14 protein-coding genes are annotated in these 19316 nt (G+C 65.9%); 8 read left to right on the top strand and 6 right to left on the bottom strand.

Annotated elements, in window-relative coordinates:
- The first annotated feature begins 30 nt into the window (after positions 1 to 30).
- Genes ABRP28_RS11530 through ABRP28_RS11515 form a run of 4 tightly spaced genes read left to right on the top strand, consistent with a single transcriptional unit; the run spans position 31 to position 4504 of the window.
- Positions 31 to 996 carry an NAD(P)-dependent oxidoreductase gene (locus ABRP28_RS11530; RefSeq protein WP_350002926.1) on the top strand — a complete coding sequence of 322 codons (966 nt, stop codon included), beginning with the start codon at positions 31 to 33 and terminating at the stop codon, positions 994 to 996.
- Positions 993 to 1898 carry a 5-dehydro-4-deoxyglucarate dehydratase gene (locus ABRP28_RS11525; RefSeq protein ID WP_350002924.1) on the top strand — a complete coding sequence of 302 codons (906 nt, stop codon included), beginning with the start codon at positions 993 to 995 and terminating at the stop codon, positions 1896 to 1898. The genes ABRP28_RS11530 and ABRP28_RS11525 overlap by 4 nt, the downstream gene beginning before the upstream one ends.
- The gene (locus ABRP28_RS11520) at positions 1898 to 3001 is read left to right on the top strand and encodes a mandelate racemase/muconate lactonizing enzyme family protein (RefSeq protein ID WP_350002922.1); all 1104 of its coding nucleotides are present in this window, start codon (positions 1898 to 1900) and stop codon (positions 2999 to 3001) included. Before ABRP28_RS11525 ends, ABRP28_RS11520 begins: the two co-directional genes overlap by 1 nt.
- Positions 3002 to 3052: 51 nt before the next feature.
- Positions 3053 to 4504, top strand: a complete 1452-nt coding sequence (locus tag ABRP28_RS11515; protein ID WP_350002921.1) for an aldehyde dehydrogenase (NADP(+)) — start codon at positions 3053 to 3055, stop codon at positions 4502 to 4504.
- A gap of 227 nt (positions 4505 to 4731) precedes the next feature.
- On the opposite strand, the gene ABRP28_RS11510 is transcribed toward ABRP28_RS11515, so the two are convergent.
- From ABRP28_RS11510 to ABRP28_RS11495, 4 genes are read right to left on the bottom strand one after another with little or no spacing between them, the layout of a single operon-like run.
- A complete protein-coding gene (locus ABRP28_RS11510) occupies positions 4732 to 5850 on the bottom strand; it encodes a M24 family metallopeptidase (protein ID WP_350002918.1) in 1119 nt (372 codons plus the stop codon).
- Positions 5847 to 7907 (bottom strand): DUF6807 family protein, encoded by a 2061-nt coding sequence (locus ABRP28_RS11505; protein ID WP_350002916.1) that lies wholly within the window; start codon positions 7905 to 7907, stop codon positions 5847 to 5849. Before ABRP28_RS11505 ends, ABRP28_RS11510 begins: the two co-directional genes overlap by 4 nt.
- A 10-nt stretch (positions 7908 to 7917) precedes the next feature.
- The gene (locus tag ABRP28_RS11500; protein ID WP_350002915.1) at positions 7918 to 9075 is read right to left on the bottom strand and encodes an acetylxylan esterase; all 1158 of its coding nucleotides are present in this window, start codon (positions 9073 to 9075) and stop codon (positions 7918 to 7920) included.
- Positions 9076 to 9127: 52 nt separating this feature from the next.
- Entirely contained in the window at positions 9128 to 10396 is a 1269-nt protein-coding gene (locus ABRP28_RS11495; RefSeq protein ID WP_350002913.1) for a sugar ABC transporter substrate-binding protein, read from the bottom strand.
- Between the two features lie 367 nt (positions 10397 to 10763).
- On the opposite strand from ABRP28_RS11495, the gene ABRP28_RS11490 reads away from it, so the two are divergent.
- The 3 genes from ABRP28_RS11490 to ABRP28_RS11480 all read left to right on the top strand — a co-directional run bounded on the left by ABRP28_RS11490 (position 10764) and on the right by ABRP28_RS11480 (position 14234).
- Positions 10764 to 11708 (top strand): carbohydrate ABC transporter permease, encoded by a 945-nt coding sequence (locus ABRP28_RS11490; protein ID WP_102975961.1) that lies wholly within the window; start codon positions 10764 to 10766, stop codon positions 11706 to 11708.
- Positions 11698 to 12639: a carbohydrate ABC transporter permease gene (locus tag ABRP28_RS11485; RefSeq protein WP_102975962.1), complete on the top strand. Its 942-nt coding sequence runs from the start codon at positions 11698 to 11700 to the stop codon at positions 12637 to 12639. The genes ABRP28_RS11490 and ABRP28_RS11485 overlap by 11 nt, the downstream gene beginning before the upstream one ends.
- A 236-nt stretch (positions 12640 to 12875) precedes the next feature.
- Positions 12876 to 14234, top strand: a complete 1359-nt coding sequence (locus tag ABRP28_RS11480; RefSeq protein WP_350002911.1) for an extracellular solute-binding protein — start codon at positions 12876 to 12878, stop codon at positions 14232 to 14234.
- Between the two features lie 158 nt (positions 14235 to 14392).
- Here ABRP28_RS11480 and ABRP28_RS11475 read toward each other — a convergent pair whose 3' ends face one another.
- Complete coding sequence (locus ABRP28_RS11475) at positions 14393 to 15886, bottom strand: DUF222 domain-containing protein (protein ID WP_350002910.1); 1494 nt, start codon at positions 15884 to 15886, stop codon at positions 14393 to 14395.
- Between the two features lie 645 nt (positions 15887 to 16531).
- Here ABRP28_RS11475 and ABRP28_RS11470 point away from each other — a divergent pair.
- Entirely contained in the window at positions 16532 to 17053 is a 522-nt protein-coding gene (locus tag ABRP28_RS11470) for a hypothetical protein (protein WP_350002909.1), read from the top strand.
- Positions 17054 to 17202: 149 nt separating this feature from the next.
- Here the strand turns inward: ABRP28_RS11470 and ABRP28_RS11465 are convergent, their stop codons facing one another.
- Positions 17203 to 19218, bottom strand: coding sequence for a beta-galactosidase (locus ABRP28_RS11465; RefSeq protein ID WP_350002908.1), 2016 nt, complete (start codon positions 19216 to 19218; stop codon positions 17203 to 17205).
- Between the last annotated feature and the right edge of the window lie 98 nt (positions 19219 to 19316).

Raw genomic sequence — 19316 nt, 5'->3', positions numbered from 1 at the left:
CTGCCCGGGAAACCAACCGAAGGAATAACCATGAGCAGGATCTTTGTCACGGGCGGCTCCGGCCGCCTGGGCCGCAGCGTTGTGGCGGGGCTCGCCCAAAAGGGCCACCACGTCATCTCCGTGGACCGCGACGCCGTTCCGGCGGACCAGCTGCCCGCCGGCGTCGTGCAGGAAACAGCTGACCTCCTGGCTCCGGGCGAGGCATTGCGCCTCCTCCGGGCCACCACGCCCGACGCCGTCATCCACCTTGCGGCGATAGCGGTACCGTTCAGTGCCCCTGAGGACGTCATCTTCGCCACGAACACGCGGCTCGCCTTCGCGGTGATCAGCGCGGCAACTGAAGTAGGAGTGCCGAAGATCGTCACGGCCAGCAGCCCCACCGTGCTGGGCTACGGCTCACCGGCGGGCTGGCTGCCGCCGTCGTTCCCGCTGGATGAGCGGACGCCGCCGCGGCCGTGGAACGCCTACGCGCTGTCCAAACTCATCGCGGAGCAGACAGTGCAGACGTTCGCTGCCGCCCAGGGCGAGAAGATCCGCTACGCGGCGTTCCGGCCCTGCTTCGTCATCTCTCCGGAGGAATGGGAAGGTGCCCCAACGCAGCAGGGCCACACCCTGGCCGAACGTCTGGCTGATCCCGCCCTGTCCGCGCCTGCCCTGTTCAACTACGTTGATGCCCGGGACGTGGCGGACTTCCTGGACCTGCTCCTGGAGAAGATGCCGTCGATCCCCAACGGGGAAACCTTTTTTGTGGGAGCCGCAGACGCACTGGCCACCGCACCCCTGGCGGAGCTCATGCCGGGATTCCTCCCCGGAAGCGAAGCCCTCAGCGCCGGACTCACCGGAACCAGCCCGGCCTTCTCCATCGCCAAGGCCCAGGAACTCCTGGGCTGGCAGCCCACGCGAAGCTGGCGCACCGAGCTCAAGTCCACCACACCCCTCAACGACGAGAACTCCGCGCTGGTCACTGCCGGCAGCGGAGCCAAGGAGACACCATGAAATTCGACGGCGTACTGTTCTTCCCCGTCACTCCGTTCACGGCCGAAGGCACTGTTGACGTAGCCCTGCTGAAGGATCACATCAGCTCCCGGCTTCCGTTCGGTCCGGGCGGTGTTTTCCCCGCCTGCGGCACCGGCGAATTCCACGCCCTCAGCATCGAGGAGGTCCGCACGGTGGTCGCGGCCGCCGTCGAGGCCGTTGCCGGAAAAGTCCCGGTAGTCGCCGGCGCCGGGGGGCCGCTGGGCCACGCGATTGCCGCGGCCCGCGCCGCAGAGGAAGCTGGGGCCGACGCCCTCCTGGTCCTCCCGCCGTACCTGGTGACCGGCCCCACCGACGGCCTTGTTGCCTACGTCGAGGCCGTGGCCAATGCCAGCAGCCTGCCGGTGATCGTCTACCACCGCGGCAACGCAAAGTTCACTGCCGCCTCGATGGCCACGCTGGCTGCCAACCCGAAGGTCATCGGCTTCAAGGACGGGCTGGGAGATGTTGGCCTGGCCCAGGAAATCGTCTCCGCGGTGCGTGCTACCGGCCGGGAGGACTTCGCCTTCTTCAACGGCCTGTTGACCGCAGAGCTGACCCAGGGCGCCTACCGCGGACTGGGGATCCCGTTGTACTCGTCGGCGGCGTTCGCCATGGCTCCCGAGATCGCCAAGGCCTACTACGACGCCTACGAGGCAGGCGACGAGGACCGCCGCAACGCCCTGCTGGAGGGCTTCTACGCACCGCTGGTCCGCCTCCGCGACCAGACTCCCGGTTTCGGCGTTTCGCTGATCAAAGCCGGACTGCGGCTGGGCGGACTTCCGGTCGGTTCCGTGCGCCCGCCGCTGGTGGACCCCACCGAGGAGCAGCTGGTGCAGCTGAAGGCTATCCTCGCCAAGGGCTACGAGCTGGCTGGCCGCTGATGAGCGCCCCCGCGGCTGTTGCCGTCCGCACGGAACCGCGCATCACCGGCCTTAGCACCCGGCTCATCACGGTTCCGCTGCGCCGCAGCTGGGGCGTGGAGGCACCGGAAAACCATGTGATCACCACGGAGATCCACACGGACGACGGCGGCGCGGGGCACGGTTTTTCCTGGACCCCCACCATTGGCCCGCAGGCGGTTAAGGCCCTGCTGGATTACGACATCGCCCCTTTTATCTCCGGACTGCCCGCCAACCCGGAGACGGTCTGGGACGCCGTGTGGAAACGGCTTCATGAGGCGGGTGGCGGGGGACTGACCACCATCGCCATGGCCGGCGTGGACCTGGCCCTGTGGGACCTCCGGGCATCGCGCGCCCAGACCTCCGTCGCCGGACTTTTGGGGCAGCGCCAGGAATCCGCCGAAGTCTACGGTTCCGGTGTGAACCTGCACTACACCCTTGAGGAGCTCGTAGCGCAGACCGAGCGCTGGGTTGCGGCCGGGCACCACGCGGTCAAGATCAAGGTGGGCAAGCCGGACATCCGCGAGGACGCGGAACGTGTGGCCGCTGTCCGCTCCGTCCTGGGGCCGGACCGGAAGCTGATGATCGATGCCAACCAGCGCTGGGACCTGCCCACCACCCTCAAAGCTTTGGACGTGCTGTCCGGCTACGGGCTGGAGTGGCTGGAAGAACCCATCCGCGCGGACGACCTGTGGGCCTACCGCAGGCTCCGCAAGCACTCACCGGTGCCGATCGCCCTCGGTGAAAACCTGCACACCATCTACCGCTTCCGGGATTTCATAGAAGCGGAAGCAGTGGACATCATCCAGCCGAACATCATCCGGGTGGGCGGCATCACCCCCTTCCGGCGCATCGTGGAACTTGCCCGGACCAACAGCATCAAGGTCATGCCGCACCTGCTCCCGGAACTATCCGGCCAGCTGGCGCTGACCCTCGCGGAGCCCACCCTGGTGGAGGACGTGGAGGAGGCATCCTTTGAGCAGCTGGGGATCCTGGCAGGGCCTTCGCCGGTCCGGTTCAGCAACAGCCGGGTGACGCTCACCAACCAGCCCGGACTTGGCTTCCGCTTTACCGACGCACGCTAAGCAGAGCTATCCAGACACGATGAATCCATACCCACAGAACAGGTAATCCACGTGAGAACTGCAACCCTTTCCCTGTCCGAGCTCACGGCCGCCGCAACGGAGGCAGCCAAGATTTCCGCGGCCGCTTCCGATGCTGAGCGCGCCGCCTGGCTCACGGCCGTGGCAGAAGCACTTGACGCGAACGCCGCCGAGCTGGTGGAGATCGCCGATTCCGAGACGAGCCTTGGCGCAGCCCGCCTGACCGGCGAGGTAGCCCGGACAACCGGCCAGCTGCGCCTGTTTGCGCGCGTCATCACCGAGGGGTCCTACCTGGAGGCCGTGATCGACCACGCAGACCCTGCCTCCACTCCGCCCAAGCCGGACCTGCGGCGCATCCTCCGGCCCATCGGACCGGTGGCGGTGTTCTCCGCCTCCAACTTCCCGTTCGCCTTCTCCGTTGCCGGCGGCGATACGGCCTCGGCCCTGGCCGTGGGTTGCTCCGTCATTGTCAAAGCCCACTCGGGCCACCTCCGCCTCTCCGAGCGGACGGCGGAAATCGTTGCCGAAGCCCTGCGCGCAGCGGGTGCTCCTGAAGGCCTGTTCGCGCTGGTGAGCGGCCGCGAGGTGGGAACGGCGCTGGTCCAGGATCCAGCCATCAAGGCGGTGGGCTTCACCGGCTCCATCCCGGGCGGCCGTGCCCTCTTTGACCTGGCGACATCCCGTCCGGATCCCATCCCGTTCTACGGGGAGCTGGGCAGCCTGAACCCGGTGGTGGTTACCGGGGCGGCGCTGGCAGAGCGTTCCGGGCAGCTTGCGGAAGGCCTGGCAGGGTCCTTCACCCTGGGCGCCGGACAGTTCTGCACCAAGCCCGGACTCGTATTTATCCCGGCCGGAACCGACTTCGCCGCGAAAGTGGCGGCGGCAAGCAAGGACAAGCCTGCCCTGGGCATGCTCACCAGTCGCATTGCCGAGGCCTACCCGGACGGCCTGCGCAGTTTCGCGTCGGTGGACGGCGTGGACGTGGTTAGCGGCACGGTGGACCAGGACGCGGTGTCCGACGGCGCCGCGCCGGTGGTCTTCTCCACCTCGGCTGCCAAGGCCCTGGAACGCCCTGAGGAGCTGCTGGAGGAGTGCTTCGGCCCCACCACCATGCTCATCGAGTACACGGACCAGGAAGAGCTGGCAGAGGTCCTGGCCAGGGTGCCTGGCAGCCTCACCGCCACCGTGCATGCCCAGCCGGGCGAGGACATTTCTGCCTTGGTGGAGCAGTTGTCAGAGCTTGCCGGCCGCGTCCTCTTTGACGGCTGGCCCACCGGAGTTGCCGTCAACTGGGCCCAGCAGCACGGTGGCCCGTACCCGGCCACCACGTCGCTGTTCACCTCCGTGGGCGCGACGGCGGTCCGCCGCTTCCAGCGTCCGGTTGCCTACCAGGATGCGCCGGAAGCGGTGCTGCACCCGGCCCTGCACGAAAGCAACCCACTCGGCATCCCGCGCCGGGTGGACGGGGAACTGCAGCTTCCCTGAAACGCTCTCTCACTTAACGACGCTTAAATCGAAACGCTCCCTCGGTTCCTGCCGATATTTCGGCCGGAACCGGGGGAGCGTTTTCGCGTTCGCGGGCGTCACGCAGTGCACGCCTTTGAGAAACGAACGACGGCGCCGGCCTGGTTTGGCGGGGGAGCGGCACCTGCGGCGGGCCAAAAGGCTGCCTGGCGTGACGCCGTCGTTCGTCAGCTGATAGAGCGTTTTGCCTAAAGCTGGAGCGTGTCCGGGCGCTTGAGGCCGTTCACGCAGGTGGAAGGCCAGCGGGGATCGACGGTGAGGATCTGCAGGCCGGACGCGGTGAGCTGGACGGTGTCCTCGATCTTGACGCCGGGACCGGACGGGTTCCAAGTGAAGGCCTGGCCCAGGACCACGGTGTCTGTGGCGGCGGCAGTAACGCGGGGGTCGCGGCCCGCGTAGCCGGCCGGCCCGCCCTGGTGGTGCTGCTCCCACTGGTCTGCGCCGAAGCCATGGCGGGTGTAGGCGGCCTGGATCTCGGCAAAGATCCGGTCCAGCCGGGCGCCGGGGACCGTGGCGTCGAAGATGTCCGCCTCCACCGCGGCGATGCGCGCCTCGGCGTCGCGCTCTTCTGCAGTGCCGGCGTCGAACCTTACCCAGCGGGTGATGTTGGCCACCATGCCGTCCCTGCGTGCGCACACCACAGCCATGGCGCGGCGTCCCAGGGGCGAGTGGGTGGCCAGCGGGTGCCGGAACCCGCTCCGGCTGCTGCCGTTGCACAGCAGCACCAGCGGCTCCGCACCGGCTGCAACCACCCGCGCCGCCAGGGCGGACACCAGCTCAAACTCGGTGGTTTCCGGGCGGGCGGTGGACAGCACGTCCGTCATCAGCGCCGCAACCTCGGCGCTGAGGCTGGCGTACCGGGCGCTCTCGTTGGGGAGCAGCTGCTGGCGGGCCGCGCGCAGCTCGGCGGCGACGTCCGCTTCGGCCAGCGGCGCGGCGTTCGTCCCGGGAAGGCCGACGGCGGCGGCGGCCTCATGCAGGTTGCCGTACCAGGGCACAGAATGCAGGGTGACGCCGGACGGCAGCTCTTCGGCCTCGATGCGTCCGGCTTCGTTGTTGAACGTGACCAGGTGGTCGCCCCCGCGGTCCACCAGGACAGCAGCAATGGGGTCACCGGCCAGGCTGATGTGCACCCGGCTGCCGTCCAGGTACCAGGTCAGGGCGGTGTTGGTGGTCAGCAGCAGTGAATCTTGGCCCTTTGCGTCAAGGATGTCCAGCACACGCTGGCGTTTGATGGCGCGGTCCTCCACGGAGGCGGGGGCCGCCCTGCCCGGAAGCAAGGAGGCGTCGGCTGTTGTCTGGGTCATGAACGGTTCCCCTGCTGGTTGATGAGTGCTTCGATGTCGGTTGTGCCCAGGATGCCGTCGGCCACAAAAACGGTGATGCTGCGCTGGACGGGGGCTCCCGGTTCGGCGATGACCGGGGCGTCCCAGGCCAGGGACTGGCCCACTCCCGGGTAGCCGTCCACCCGAACGAACCAGGGGTCCGTGGACCCCTCCGCGGCTACGAACACAAGGGTGGCGCTGCCGCCGTCGAACGTTCCTGCCCAGGCCAGCCACGGCGTGACTGATCCGTGCACTTCCGGCTCGCCCGAGCCGGACGGCGTCCATACGGTGGCGTCCGCACAGGCGGGCAGGCGCCAGAAAAACCCGCCGTAGCCGCCTTCAAAACGGCCGTTGGAACCGGGGCTGCCCAGGCTGACCGGCCGGTGGCCGGCGGGGGAGAGGGCGAAGTCCAGGGACAGCCGCCAGGCGGAGGAGCTGACCCCGGACCATGCCCAGGTGCGGTCCTCGCGGAGGACCGGGCCGCCGTCGGGCCCGTTCCAGCTCAAGGTTTCCTGCAGCCTGCCTGCCGCGCCCCCCGCCTGCACAGCCGTCTCTTCAATCCGGGTGTCTGTGGCTGCGATGCTGCCGTGGTCCGGGCGCCACACATACTGGGCGGCTTCGCGCGTGTAGGTCCGTCCGCCCCAGAAGTTGATGCCGTCCACGTCCTGCAGGGCCACGCCGGCGCCGAGGTGCCACACGTGGTCCAGCGGCTGGTGGTCTGTTACCACTGTGCCTGCGAGGGTCCGGACGGGGTGCAGGTAGGGCCGCGGCGAGGAGACCGCCCGGATCCGGCTGCCGTCGTGGTACTCGGCAACCGCCTTGCCGTCTAAGGTGAGGGTGCGGGCCGGCGGCAGTTTCCGGGCCCACGGGACTCCCAATTCAGCGAAGGTGGCCTGGGCTTTGATTGCCCTTGCGATCACGGCCGCGATGTTGTGGACCACCGGATGGGCGTCGTCGCCCGCGCCCTCCCACGTGATGTTGCCGGGGTCGATGGGGTGCGGCGCGGGCGCCGTCCGGATAGCCTCCAGCACCGTGGTGAAGGCGCCGGTGTCCGGCAGGGCGCACAGCAGCGGCGCCCCCGTGGAACGGGCGTCCAGCAGGTTCTCCAACAGGTCGGTCCGGCCGAACGTCTCGCGGCGCTCGCCGTCGGGGGTGCTGATGACCACCTCGTCCTCGGTGTAGAAGAGCGTGACCTCACCGCGGGTGCCGTGCACCGTGACCGAAGGCCGCTGCTGCTCCGGCGCGCACAGCGTCAGCCCGCACAGCAGCGTTGAGCCACCTGTGGTGCGGATGCGGATGATGGAGGTGTCATCACTTTCGGTGTCGTGGGCCCGGTAAAGGTCCGTCTCCACTGATGCGACGTCGGCCATGGTGTGGGCGCCGGACAAGTGGAGGCCCGTGGCCACTGCATGGGCAAGGGCGTTGGTTGCCACGCCGTCCACCACGTCGGTGCCATCGAGGCTGCGCTTGCCCGCCCATCGCGAGCGCTTGAAGTAGGCCCGGTTCCGCACCCACTGCCCGGTGGCGCTCAGGCCCAGGACATCGCCGATGCCGCCGGATTCCACAAGCTCCCGGATAGCCGGCAGCGCGTGCGAGCCCAGGCTTTGGAATCCCACCTGGACCAGCCGGTCTGCGGATTCCGCGGCGGCGAGGACCTCCCGGAACTGGCCGAGCGAGGCCACCGGCGGCTTCTCCACGTAGACGTCCTTGCCCGCTGCCAGCGCCGCGAGGGCCAGCGGAGCGTGCGTCTGGATAGGCGTCGCGAGGATAACGACGTCGACGCCCGGGTCCGCTGCCAGCAGTTGGGCCAGATCGCCGAACACGGCTACCGATTCCGGCAGGCGTCCCGGAGCCGGAGGATTGGGATCCGCCACGGCAGCGAGTTCAAGGGCGCCGGCTGCTTCCAGCCTGGCGAGGTTGGCGAGGTGCCGTTCACCGAAGCCGTGCACGCCCACCAGGGCGATGCGCGGCAGGGCTGCCGGGACGGCGCTTCCCCCGGAGTGGCTTACGCGTTCCGCGGTGGCGGATTGATCAATCATCAGGAGGGTCCTAGGTAGCTGAGGGGAGGGTTTTGGGATCATGGGCGCCGAGCGAGGCGGACAGGAAGCCGAGTGCTTCGTGCTGCATGTCAGCGGAGAAAACGTGGCCGCCGGGCCAGAAGCTTCCGGTGTAGGTCCCGGGGTTGTGGAGCGACTCCAGTACCCGGTGGGCGTCACGCATCCCGGCTTCGGGGAAGAGCTGGTCCGCCAGGGCATACTGCACCAGCAGCCTGCCTGCTCCGGACCTGGCTGTCAGCTCCGGCCAGTCACCCAGCTTCCAGAGACCGGGGGTCTGCAGCAGCCACGAGTGCGCGTCCAGGTAGGAGGGCAGCAGCGACTGGAAGGTCGTCATCATGCAGGTCACCACATAGCTTTTGATGCGGGGACTCAGCGCAGCGAGGGCCAGGGAACGGCCCCCGCCGCCCGAGAACCCGATGCAGCCCAGCCTGTCCTGGTCCACGTCCGGCAGCCCGGCGAGGATCTCGAGTGCGGCCAGGTCGTCGTGGGCCACCATGCCGGCGAGGCTCGTGCCCAGCAGGCCGGCGGTCTTGGCCACGGTCTCTTCATGGAAGCCTGCGGCGGCGTTGTAGACATCTGCGGCGGAAGGCACGACGCCGTCCTCCCGCCACTGCGCCTGCCTCGCCTCCAGCGCCGAGGCCGTCCGCCACGGCGGGACGGAGAGATCGAAGCGGCGGCTGCCCCAGGCGAACGAATCATGGGCCAAGACGGCGAAACCCCGCCGTGCGATGTCCGTGGCAAGGGCGCGGCCGTCGTAGTGGCCGGCTTTGGCAGCCTCCGCCGACGGGTGCTGCTCCGGAAGTTCCACCAGCCGGTCCGCCCCGCCAAACTTGTTTCCGCCGTGGCAGTGGAGTGCCAGGACGCCGGGCAGCGGCCCGGAACTGCCGGCCGGACGGAGCAGCCAGCTGGTGGTCCGGGGGCCGAACCCCAACTGCCAGCTGAGCTGGGAGGTGGTGACGCCGTCGTGCGTTTCCTCCCACTGGACCGCCACTTCAGGCTCCTGCTGCGCTCCTGGGACGCCCAGGGCGTCCGCGAGTTCCTGCGCCGCCGGCGTGGCTGCCTGGTAGCGGGGATGGTGCTGGACGTAGGCAGGCCAGTCCTCGTAGCCGGCGATGGCGCTGGGCCTGACGGGCCCGCTGCTTTCGGTCACTGGCCTGCCTCCTGTTCGAAATGTTGTTGTGATGGCTGAACCGGCCGTTGGGTCAGCCCAGGTTCGAGTTGACTTCCTGGATGAATCCCTTGGCAGCGTCCCGCGGCGAGATCTTGCCGAACAGGACATCCGTGTTGAACCGGTTCAGGACCTCCATGGTGGCCGAGGAGCCTGCAGGGAACGGCAGCGGCGGCTCGATGTCCATCTCTGCGATGCGGTCCAGGTACTCCGCTTCCTTCTGCTGGGATTCCTTCAGGAGCGGAGTGATGGCAGCCTTGAGCTCGGTGTTGGCGGGCATGCCGCGGTCACTCTTGATCTTGGTGGCAGCGTCCACGTTGTTCACCAGGTAGTTGATGAAGAGGGCGGCTTCCTTGGGGTGCGCGGACTTGGAGGAGATGGCGTACTCCATGGAGGAGCGCAGCCACGCGCCGGGCGTCTTGCTTTCGCCCGGCATCTTCATCATGACCAGCGGCGAACCGGAGTAGGAGTTCATCTGGTTGCTCCAGGAGATCTTCATGCCCTGTTTGCCCTGGCCCATCAGCGTCATTTCAGGCTGGGCAGAGCCATCCTCCACTGTCTGCGAGGCGGACGGCGCGCCGCCGGTTTCCATGAGCTTCTTGTTGAGCTCGAACCACTCGGTGGCGGTGTCCTCGCTGATGCCCAGCTTCGTGCCGTCATCGGTGTAGAGCTCCTCGCCGCTCTGGCGTGCCCACACTGCCAGGAAGGAGTCGTTGGACATGGGGGTGGTGCCGAAGGTTCCGGCCGGGGAGTTCTTGGTGATGTCCGCGGCTATCCGGGCGTAATCGTCCCAGGTCCACGTTTCGTCGTCCGGCAGCTCAACTCCGGCTGCCTCAAAAACCTTGGGATCGATCACCATGGACATGGAGTTCACGCCTGCGGTGATGGTGTACTGCTTGCCGTCGATCTTGCCCAGATCCACCGTGCCTTCGGCGAACTTGGAGGTATCCAGCTGGTCCTTGACGTCATCCAGGTCCAGCAGCACACCCCGGCTTGCGTACTCGCTGGGGTAGGCGCCGCTCATGGCGAACACGTCCGGAGTGGTGCCGCCGGCGATCTGGGTGGCCATCTTGTCCCAGTAGGAACTGAACTCGGTATTCTCGCCCTCCACCTTGATAGTGGGGTTCGCAGCCTCGAAGTCCTTGATCACTTCCAGCGTCGTTTTGGCGCGGGAATCGTTGCCCCACCAGGCGAAACGGATGGTCACTGGATCTTCAGCCGTCCCCACTTTCCCGGCCTCGGCGTTGCTGCCGCAACCCGTAAGTATCATGGCCAGGGCAGCTGTTGCGCCCGCAACCCCCATGACTGATTTCCTGAGACGTAACCGCATTGTCCTGCCCCTTAAGTGGTGTGGTTGTATTCCTAGTGACGTGTCTAACAGAAAGCGTTTTCTCAAAAACTAACAAAGGGCTATACAGGAGTCAAGAAACCGTTTACTTTGGTACGGAGCCGCTTTTTCAATCCGCACCTCCCGCAGGGTGGGAACCGCCGAAACTCCGGCGGACAGCCCTCCAGTAACGGGAGCGCACCTATCGCCCCGGCGATACCAAGAACGTGGAGGCCACGATGACCAAAGGAGACCACATGGCCGCTAAGCACATACCCAGGGCGTTGCGCCCGGCTGGAATGCCGGCAGCAGCGGGCCTGATGACACGAATGGGACGGCAACAGTGAGCGCCATCAGCGAACTCAGCTCCATAACCCGGCGCAAGGGCAAAGCCACCGCCGCTGAGAAGAAGGCCAACGGCCGGGACAACAAGGCAGCGTATATCTTCCTGTTGCCGTGGCTGGTGGGCCTCGTGGCCATCACCATCGGCCCCATGATCATGTCCCTCTACCTGTCCTTCACGGACTACAACCTGCTCCAGCCGCCGGAATGGGTGGGGCTGGACAACTTCACCCGGATGCTCAGCGACGCACGCCTGCACAACTCCCTGGGCGTGACCTTCACGTACGTTTTTGTTGGTGTTCCGCTCCAGCTCGCCGTGGCGCTCCTGATCGCCCTGGTCCTGGACAAGGGCCTGCGCGGATTGCCGTTCTACCGCTCGGTGTTCTACCTGCCGTCCCTCCTGGGCGGTTCGGTGGCAGTAGCCATCCTTTGGAAGCAGATCTTCGGTACTACGGGCCTGGTGAACCAGGTCCTGGCAATGTTCGGCATCCAGGGTCCGGGATGGATCTCGGACCCGAGCACGGCGCTTGGTTCCATCATCCTGCTCCACGTCTGGACCTTCGGCGCTCCCATGATCATCTTCCTGGCCGGCCTCCGGCAGATCCCGCACATGTATTACGAGGCGGCGAGGGTTGACGGCGCCACCACCCTCCAGCAGTTCTGGCGGATCACCCTGCCGATGCTGAGCCCGATCATCTTCTTCAACCTGGTGCTGCAGATCATCGGATCCTTCCAGTCGTTTACCCAGGCGTTCATCGTCTCGGGCGGCAACGGCGGCCCCTCGGACTCCACGATGTTCTTCACGCTGTACCTCTACCAGAAGGGCTTCGGCCAGTTCGACATGGGCTACGCGTCAGCCATGGCGTGGGTCCTGCTGGTGATCATCGGCGTATTCACCGCCATCAACTTCATCGCTTCTAAGTATTGGGTTTTCTATGACGACTAAGCTGGAGACGCTGCCCACCCCGGACAAGAAGTCCGGAGGCGCCGGCAAGCCTACGAACCACCGCAAGCCCCGCGAGTCCCGTGGAACCCTGGCGTTCAGCCGGGCCCAGCGCGGAAAGTCCCTGATGAAGCACGGCATCCTGATCCTTGCCGGCGGCCTGATGATCTACCCGCTGCTCTGGATGGTTGTTTCCTCGCTTCGCCCCAACGAGCTGATCTTCCGGGAACCCGGGCTCTGGCTCAACAGCCTGGAGATGAGCAACTACACCTCCGGCTGGTCGGCCCTGACCCACCCCTTCGGCCACTACATGATCAACTCGGCGATTGTGGTTATCGGCTCCATCCTGGGCAACCTGATCTCCTGCTCCATGGCGGCCTACGCATTCGCCCGGCTGCAGTTCACCGCCAAGAAGCTGCTGTTCGGCATCATGCTGCTGACCATCATGCTGCCGTTCCACGTGGTGATCGTTCCGCAGTACATCCTGTTCTCGCAGATCGGCTGGGTGAATACCTTCTGGCCGCTGATCGTGCCCAAGCTGCTGGCTACCGAAGCGTTCTTTGTCTTCCTGATGGTGCAGTTCATCCGCGGCATTCCCCGGGAGCTTGACGAGGCTGCGAGGATCGACGGCGCAGGCCACCCCCGCATCTTCCTGCGGGTCATCCTGCCGCTCATGGTTCCGGCCCTGGCCACCACCACCATCTTCACCTTCATCTGGACCTGGAACGACTTCTTCGGCGCCCTGATCTACCTGACGGACCCGGACATGTTTACCGTTCCGGTGGCACTAAGGGCCTTCGTTGATTCGCAGTCGGCCACGAGCTGGGGGTCGCTGTTCGCGATGTCCATCGTCTCGCTCCTGCCGGTCTTCCTGGTGTTCCTCTTTGGCCAGCGCTTCCTCATCAAGGGGATCGCGACCACCGGCATTAAGTAGGTCCACTTCCCTGGGCTTTTCCCCTGCCGGCCAGTACCGGCAGTACCAACCGAACGGCCCGTCCCTGTGGCGGGCCGTTCGGCTGTCCGGAAGCAGCTGTGTGCAGATTGCCCCGGCTAAACATCTTGTAATACAAGTCACGCACTTGTACTATTACATCTAGAAAGCGCTTTCGCGTTTCATCCCTTCAGTGCATCAGTCCCCAGCACCTAGATCAAAGAAGATCGGAGTTACCAGTGCAGCTCTTTTCCCGCCCTGCGTCTGCTGCCCGGCAACCGGCACGGTCGCCTTCCCCCGGCGCAGCACGCCGCATCCGCAAGACGGGCGTCGTTGCGGCCGCGGCCGCTGTCGTTATGGCCCTTAGCGCATGCGGCGGTGGATCATCGCCGCAGAACGCCGATGGCCCTGTTGAATTGCGGTTCTCCTGGTGGGGCGGCGACAAGCGCGCCCAGCTAACCCAGGAAGCCATCAAGCAGTTCGAGGCTGAGAACCCGAACATCAAGATCAAGCCGGAGTTCGGCGACTGGAGCGGTTACTGGGACAAGCTGGCCACCCAGGTTGCCGCCAACGACGCTCCGGACATCATCCAGATGGACGAAAAGTACATCACTGAATACTCCAGCCGGGGTGCCCTGCTGGACCTGTCCAAGTATGAGATCGACACCTCCAAGCTCGATGAGGCCGCACTGAACGCAGGCAAGAGCGAGGACGGCCTGACCGGTATTGCGGCCGGCATTAATGCAGCCACCATCCTGGCCAACCCCGCGGTGTTTGAGGCCGCGGGTGTTGAGATGCCGGACGATTCAACGTGGACCTGGGAGGACTTCGGCCGCATCGCTGCCGAGGTCACCGAGAAGTCCCCGGATGGCACTTACGGCGCCGCAGCGTACGGTACGGACGAAGCTTCCCTGGGCGTCTGGCTCCGGCAGAACGGCAAGTCGCTCTACACCTCGGACGGCAAGCTCGGCTTCGAGCCGAAGGACATCTCCGAATGGTGGGCGTTCCTCAAGGAGCTCAGCGCAAAGAAGGCAGTCCCATCCGCATCCGAGGTTATTGAGGCAGAGGCCGCGCCGCTGGACCAGAGCGGGCTGGCAACGGGCAAGAACGCCATGGCCTTCTGGTGGTCCAACCAGGCACCTGCCCTGGAAAAGGCCTCCGGCGGCGACCTGAAGATCATGCGGTTCCCCACCAAGACCGGTTCAGCCGAGGATGCCGGACTTTGGTACAAGGCCTCGCAGTTCTGGTCAGCTTCGTCCCGCACCAAGCACCCTGAGGAAACCGCCAAGTTCATTGACTTCCTGGCCAATAACGTCAAGGCAGGCGAGGCCCTCCTTGCAGACCGCGGTGTATATCCGAACTCGGAAGTCCGCGCAGCCATTGAGTCCAAGCTGACCCCGGCTGACGTCAAGGTGGTCAAGTTCATCGACCAGATCAAGGACGAGCTCGGCGAGGCACCCGCGCCGCCGCCGAAGGGCGCTGGCGCGATCCAGGAAATCATCAAGCGGTACACCTCCGAGGTTCTCTTCGAGCGGCTCTCCACTGACGAGGCAGGCAAGAAGGCCCACGACGAAATGAAGTCGGCAATCAGCAGTTAGTCCTCACACCGCCAACACGGCTCCGGACAGTTTGGGTGGACGCCTCCTCCACTCCGAGCGTCCGACGGCGGGTGGCAGCTCCGTCCCGGCGGGAACCATTGGTTCCTTCCGGGACGGAGCTGTTTAAGGCTGCGAAGGTTAAAGCTGCACCGGTAGGACTACGGCGGTGCAGCGGCTGCAGCCAGGGGCCGGACTCCCAGGGGCCGGTGCGGTACAACGGGCGGGTGAGCAACAACGCGGCCGAGGACCTGGATGCCGTGTTTCTTCGGCCTGGGACATTCTGCTGTTCCCCGCATTGTTGGGTCGGGATCGCCGCAGGACGGGTCCGCACTGGCGGGGGAAGCCGCATAAAGCGGCGGACCCGTGGCCACGGCAGCAGCACTACCGGCTGGTGCGCCCGCTCCGGCAACATCAAGACCGGTGCTGGGTGGGGGTGGGGCGGTGGAGTGGTAGGTGTGGCCGGTGGGGGTTTGGAGTTCTACCGTGTGTCTGGGTCCGGGGATTGGTGTGGCTGAAAACCCGGGTTTTTCTTTGGTGTGGTTGCAGGCTTCGCAAAGCCCTTGGCCGTTGGTGCTGGTGGTGGGGCCGTTCTGGTGCCAAGGGATGATGTGGTCGTGGTGGCGGATCGGTGCGTCGCAGTAGGGGGTGCGGCAGGTGTCGTCCCGGATTTGGAGGAAGCGGCGGAGCCCTGTGGGGAAGAGCCGGGCTGTGGAGTCCATGGCGAGCAGGTTGCCGGTGCCGGGGGCCGTGTAGAGCCGGCGGAGCCAGACATCAATGTCACTGCCATCCCTGACGCCGGCTGCTGCTGCCGCTTCTGTCAGGGCGCTATCCGCTGGTCCTGTGCCGGGGCGTTCCGGCTGGCTGAGGACTGTTTGGCGTGCCCATTCGGCGGGGACGGTTCCGTAGCCTGCGAGGCGGGCGGGTTCGCTGTCGCCCTGGAAGAGGGTGCGGTCGGTCATGACGAGCTGGACTTCGATGCCGGCGATCCCGCCAGGGGTGCCGGTGATGTTTTCGACGAGCTGGTCGGCCATGATCGCACCCCGGGACCGGTCATCACCGTGTGATCGGACAGTGTCCGCGTGGCGGGCCAGGGCGGCGTAGGCGGCCACGCCCTGGGCGACCGGGAGCAGTGCGGTCAGCCGGGCCATGGTGTCCGGCGCCGGACGAAGACTCACGGTCCGGTCGCTCACCGCGTGGGCCGCGCGTCGTGTCACCGAGTGTGGGTCACGCCGGTACGCGGCCGCGCGCACGGCGGCGATGATGGCCCGGTCCCCGCGGCCTGAAAGTGTTCCGGTGTCGGCGGCGAGTTCGTCGTCGACGGCGCACCGGTCTTCGGCGGACAGGCACGCGGTTTCCTTCACGATGAGGGTGGCGCGCCATTCGTTCAACTGCCCGGACTCCAGGGCGGCCAGGGCGTGGGGCATTTCGGTGCCGAGGGCTTTGGCAAGGCCCAGGAGCCGGCTGCCGCGGGCCGGGGACTCCCGGCGCGCCAGCGCAACCTGCGCGGCCACGCCGGCGCCTTGTTCCTTGGCCGGGACACCGGCGGCGGCCTGCTCCCGCCGCTGGGAGAGATCAAAAGCCACGGTAATCCGGGCCTGTTTAGCAGCGGTCAGCGACTTCAGATCCTCAAGCTCCCGCAACTGATCAATCATCCCCGGACCATCAGACGCGACCGTCACCGACGCCAGGGAGCGCGAGATGTCAGCAACCGACGTTGGGCTTGCAGAAGACGCGCCGCGATATTCTGCCTGCCCTGCTCCCGAAATCCCAGCCGTTGCCATAACCCAACTCTGCCAAAGACCACTGACAATGACCGGCCGCCAAGAACGCTATGTGGAAAATTCTGTCAGCCTACCTAATGCCCCTCTCCAGCAACTGTTCCTCCCCTATTTGGCGCTGCCGCATTCTGCGGCGCCCCTGCCAGACGTAAAATTATCCCGCTGGGAGGTGTGAACTGGCCTCCGTGTCGCCTGCCAGCGATGGTATGCACACCGCCATTAACTGGGAACCGGCGGATTCATAATTGCAGCGTTTGCACTGGAAGAACCCCATATCAGCCAGAAAAATTAGCCGTCTAACGGCCATCTTCTCCTGAGCGGCGGGGACAGCACACCCAATGGCGCTGCCGGTCGCTCGCCCGATGTGAAAGGCGCGGCCCAATCCTGTGCTGCGGCCGGGTGGCTTTGGGGACTTGAGAGGCCTCCAAAGCACAGAGGACCGGCGAGAGCCGGCCCGCCAATTCCTTTAATTGCTGCCTTCGGCATTGAGGCCAAAGGCATCTGCAGAAAGTCTGAAAAATGAAGCTATCACTCCGCCGCGTCCTGGCACTGTTCGCGGCACTACTGATCGCCTTCGCAACGGGCATGACAGCGGCGCAGGCGGTCGTCGACTTTAGTAATGCCCCTTCCGGAGCGCACTTCGCAAAGGGCTTCAGCGAGCCCGTCTGTACCATCACCGGCACGACCGTAACGTGTACTGAGACGCGAATTGAAGGTGTCGGAAACACGAATGCGACCGTAGTACTGGCAGTCACCAGCACAATCAGCGGCGTCTGCCACAACCCGGGCAATGACAGGATCGTTGAGCCGTTCTCGGAGTCGGTAACAGAGACGAGCTCCTCCGATCTCACCTCCACGAGGAACGGCAGGCTGATCGTGCCGGCGCAGACTACAGAGGGAACGAGCACCGCGGGCTTCCTGGCAACCTTCAGCTGCCCCAACCCCAACTGGCGGCCTGAGGTGACCAGCAACGTGCTCACCTACGTCTACACGTTGACCTTCGCAGGGTTCACCGAGCCGGCAATCGAGATCACTGGTTAGCCTATGCACTCATGCGGTAGAGCAGGACTCCCGTGAGGGTCCGCAGCATCCTCCAGCCAGCGGACTACACGACCCCGGGGACCCAGTTTGTGGTCTCCCGGGGCCATCCATGACCGGGGTCTGGACCCGGCGACGCCCCAGCCGGAGACTCAGTCCTCCGCGATCACCGCAACGCTGCCTGCTTCAACGGTGCCGCTGAACCGTTCGCCGGCGAGCAAGTCCGTGCCGGATGCCCGCACGGTTGCCGCAGTCCGGGTGTGGTTGATGGCGAACAGGAAGCTGCGGCCGTCGGCCGAGCGCCGGCGCGTGAGTTCCACTCCGGGATCGGCTTCCGCAACGGCGGAAACGTTCGATTCCGCCAGCAGCCGGTCCACGAGGGACTCGATGCCGTCCCGGTCCGGGAAGGTGGCCAGGTACCAGGCGGCACCGCTGCCCACAGCCCGCCGGGTCAGCGACGGTACGCCCTCCAGCGGGTACTCCGTGAACGTCTGGAGAGCTTCAGCACCCTCAAGGTGCACATGCTCGCTCCAGGTGGAAGACACAGTACCGTCGCTCAGCTTCAGCTGCGATCCGGCCAGCAGCGGGTGGAACTCCTCAACGCGGATGCCCAAAAGTTCGCGGAATGCCCCCGGGTAGCCGCCCAGCCGCACGTGGTCCTGCTCATCAGTAATTCCGCTGAAGTAGCTGATGAGGACTGTTGCGCCGCCGGCAGCGGCAGCCGCAATGTTGGCAGCAGCCTCATCAACCACCGAGTACAGCGTGCACACGAGGACCAGGTCGTAGCCCTCCAGCGGTGCCGACGGATGCACCAGGTCCACGGAGACGCCCCGCAGGAACAGTGAGCGGTGGAAAGCCCGCAGCAGGTCCAGGTACCGCACGTCGACGCTCGGCTTGGAGTCAATTTCGCTGGCCCACCAGGCTTCGTAGTCGAACACGATAGCCGCGCGCGACTCCACCCGCGAGCCGCGGACCGGCGCCAGCAGCTGGAGTGCAGCTCCCAGGTCAACCACCTCGCGCCACACCCGGGTGTCGCGGCCGCCGTGCGGGACCATGGCCGAGTGGAACTTCTCCGAGCCTGCAAAGCTCTGCCGCCACTGGAAGAACATCACCGCATCCGCGCCGCGTGACACGTGCGCCAGCGAGTTCCTCAGCATTTCGCCGGGCATCTTGGGCTGGTTGCGCGGCTGCCAGTTGACGGCCGACGTCGAATGTTCCATCAGGATCCACGGGTCACCTCCCGCAATGCCGCGGGTGAGGTCCGCGCTGAACGCGAGTTCGATGTGCCGTTCAGGATCTGCCGCCACCAGGTAGTGGTCATTGGCGATGACGTCCAGGTCCTTGGCCCAGTCAAAGTAGTCCATGGACTTGGTGGCGCTGGAGGCCATCAGGTTGGTGGTGCAGGGCACTGCGGGGGTGACTTCCCGGAGGACCGCAACCAGGCTGCGGTAGTAATCCATCAGCGCCCAGGAGTTGAACCGCTGGAAGTCCAGCTGCTGGCCGGGGTTCAGCGTGGAAGGTGCGGCGCCGGGAGGAAGAATCTCCTCGAACGAGCCGTAGTGCTGCGACCAGAACGCTGTGCCCCACGCGGCATTGAGCTCACCGATGGTGCCGTACCGACGTTCGAGCCACAGGCGGAACGCGGCGGCGTCCTCCTCACCGTAGAACTCCGAAATGTGGCAGCCCAGTTCGTTGTCCACGTGCCACAGGGCCAGGGCGGGGTGGTCCTTGTACCGCTCTGCCAGCACACGCGTGATGCCGGCGGCGTACTGGCGGTAAACGGCCGACGACGGCGTGTAGTGCCGCCGTGACCCCGGTCCCAGCGTGGTTCCGTCAGCCGTGACCGGCAAAATTTCCGGATGCTTGCGTACCAGCCACGCCGGGGGAGCGGCGGTGGCGGTGGCCAGTGCAACCTTGACGCCAATGCCGTGCAGGTTGTCCATCACCTCGTCCAGCCACCCAAAGTCGTACTGGCCCTCCGCCGGCTCCAGCAGCGCCCAGGAAAAGATGCCGACGCTGAGGAAGCTCACGCCGGCCTCCTGCATCAGCTCCAGGTCCTCCAGCCTCACGCTGACCGGCCACTGCTCCGGGTTGTAGTCGCCACCGAAAGCAATGCCTTCGATGTTGCTCCAAACGCTGGCAGGGGCCGGGTTTGCCTGGTTGGTCATGGGACTCCTTTGTCTTTGAGTGGATAAACGGGCGGTGGAAACCAGCCGCTTGGAAAACGCTTGCCCATTTCCGGGAATGGGGATATTGTATCGTTTCA

This window comes from Pseudarthrobacter sp. WHRI 8279 (assembly GCF_040224115.2).
GTDB lineage: Bacteria > Actinomycetota > Actinomycetes > Actinomycetales > Micrococcaceae > Arthrobacter.
Note: the sequence above shows the minus strand (reverse complement) of the source record. Positions and strands in the feature narration are given on the sequence as shown.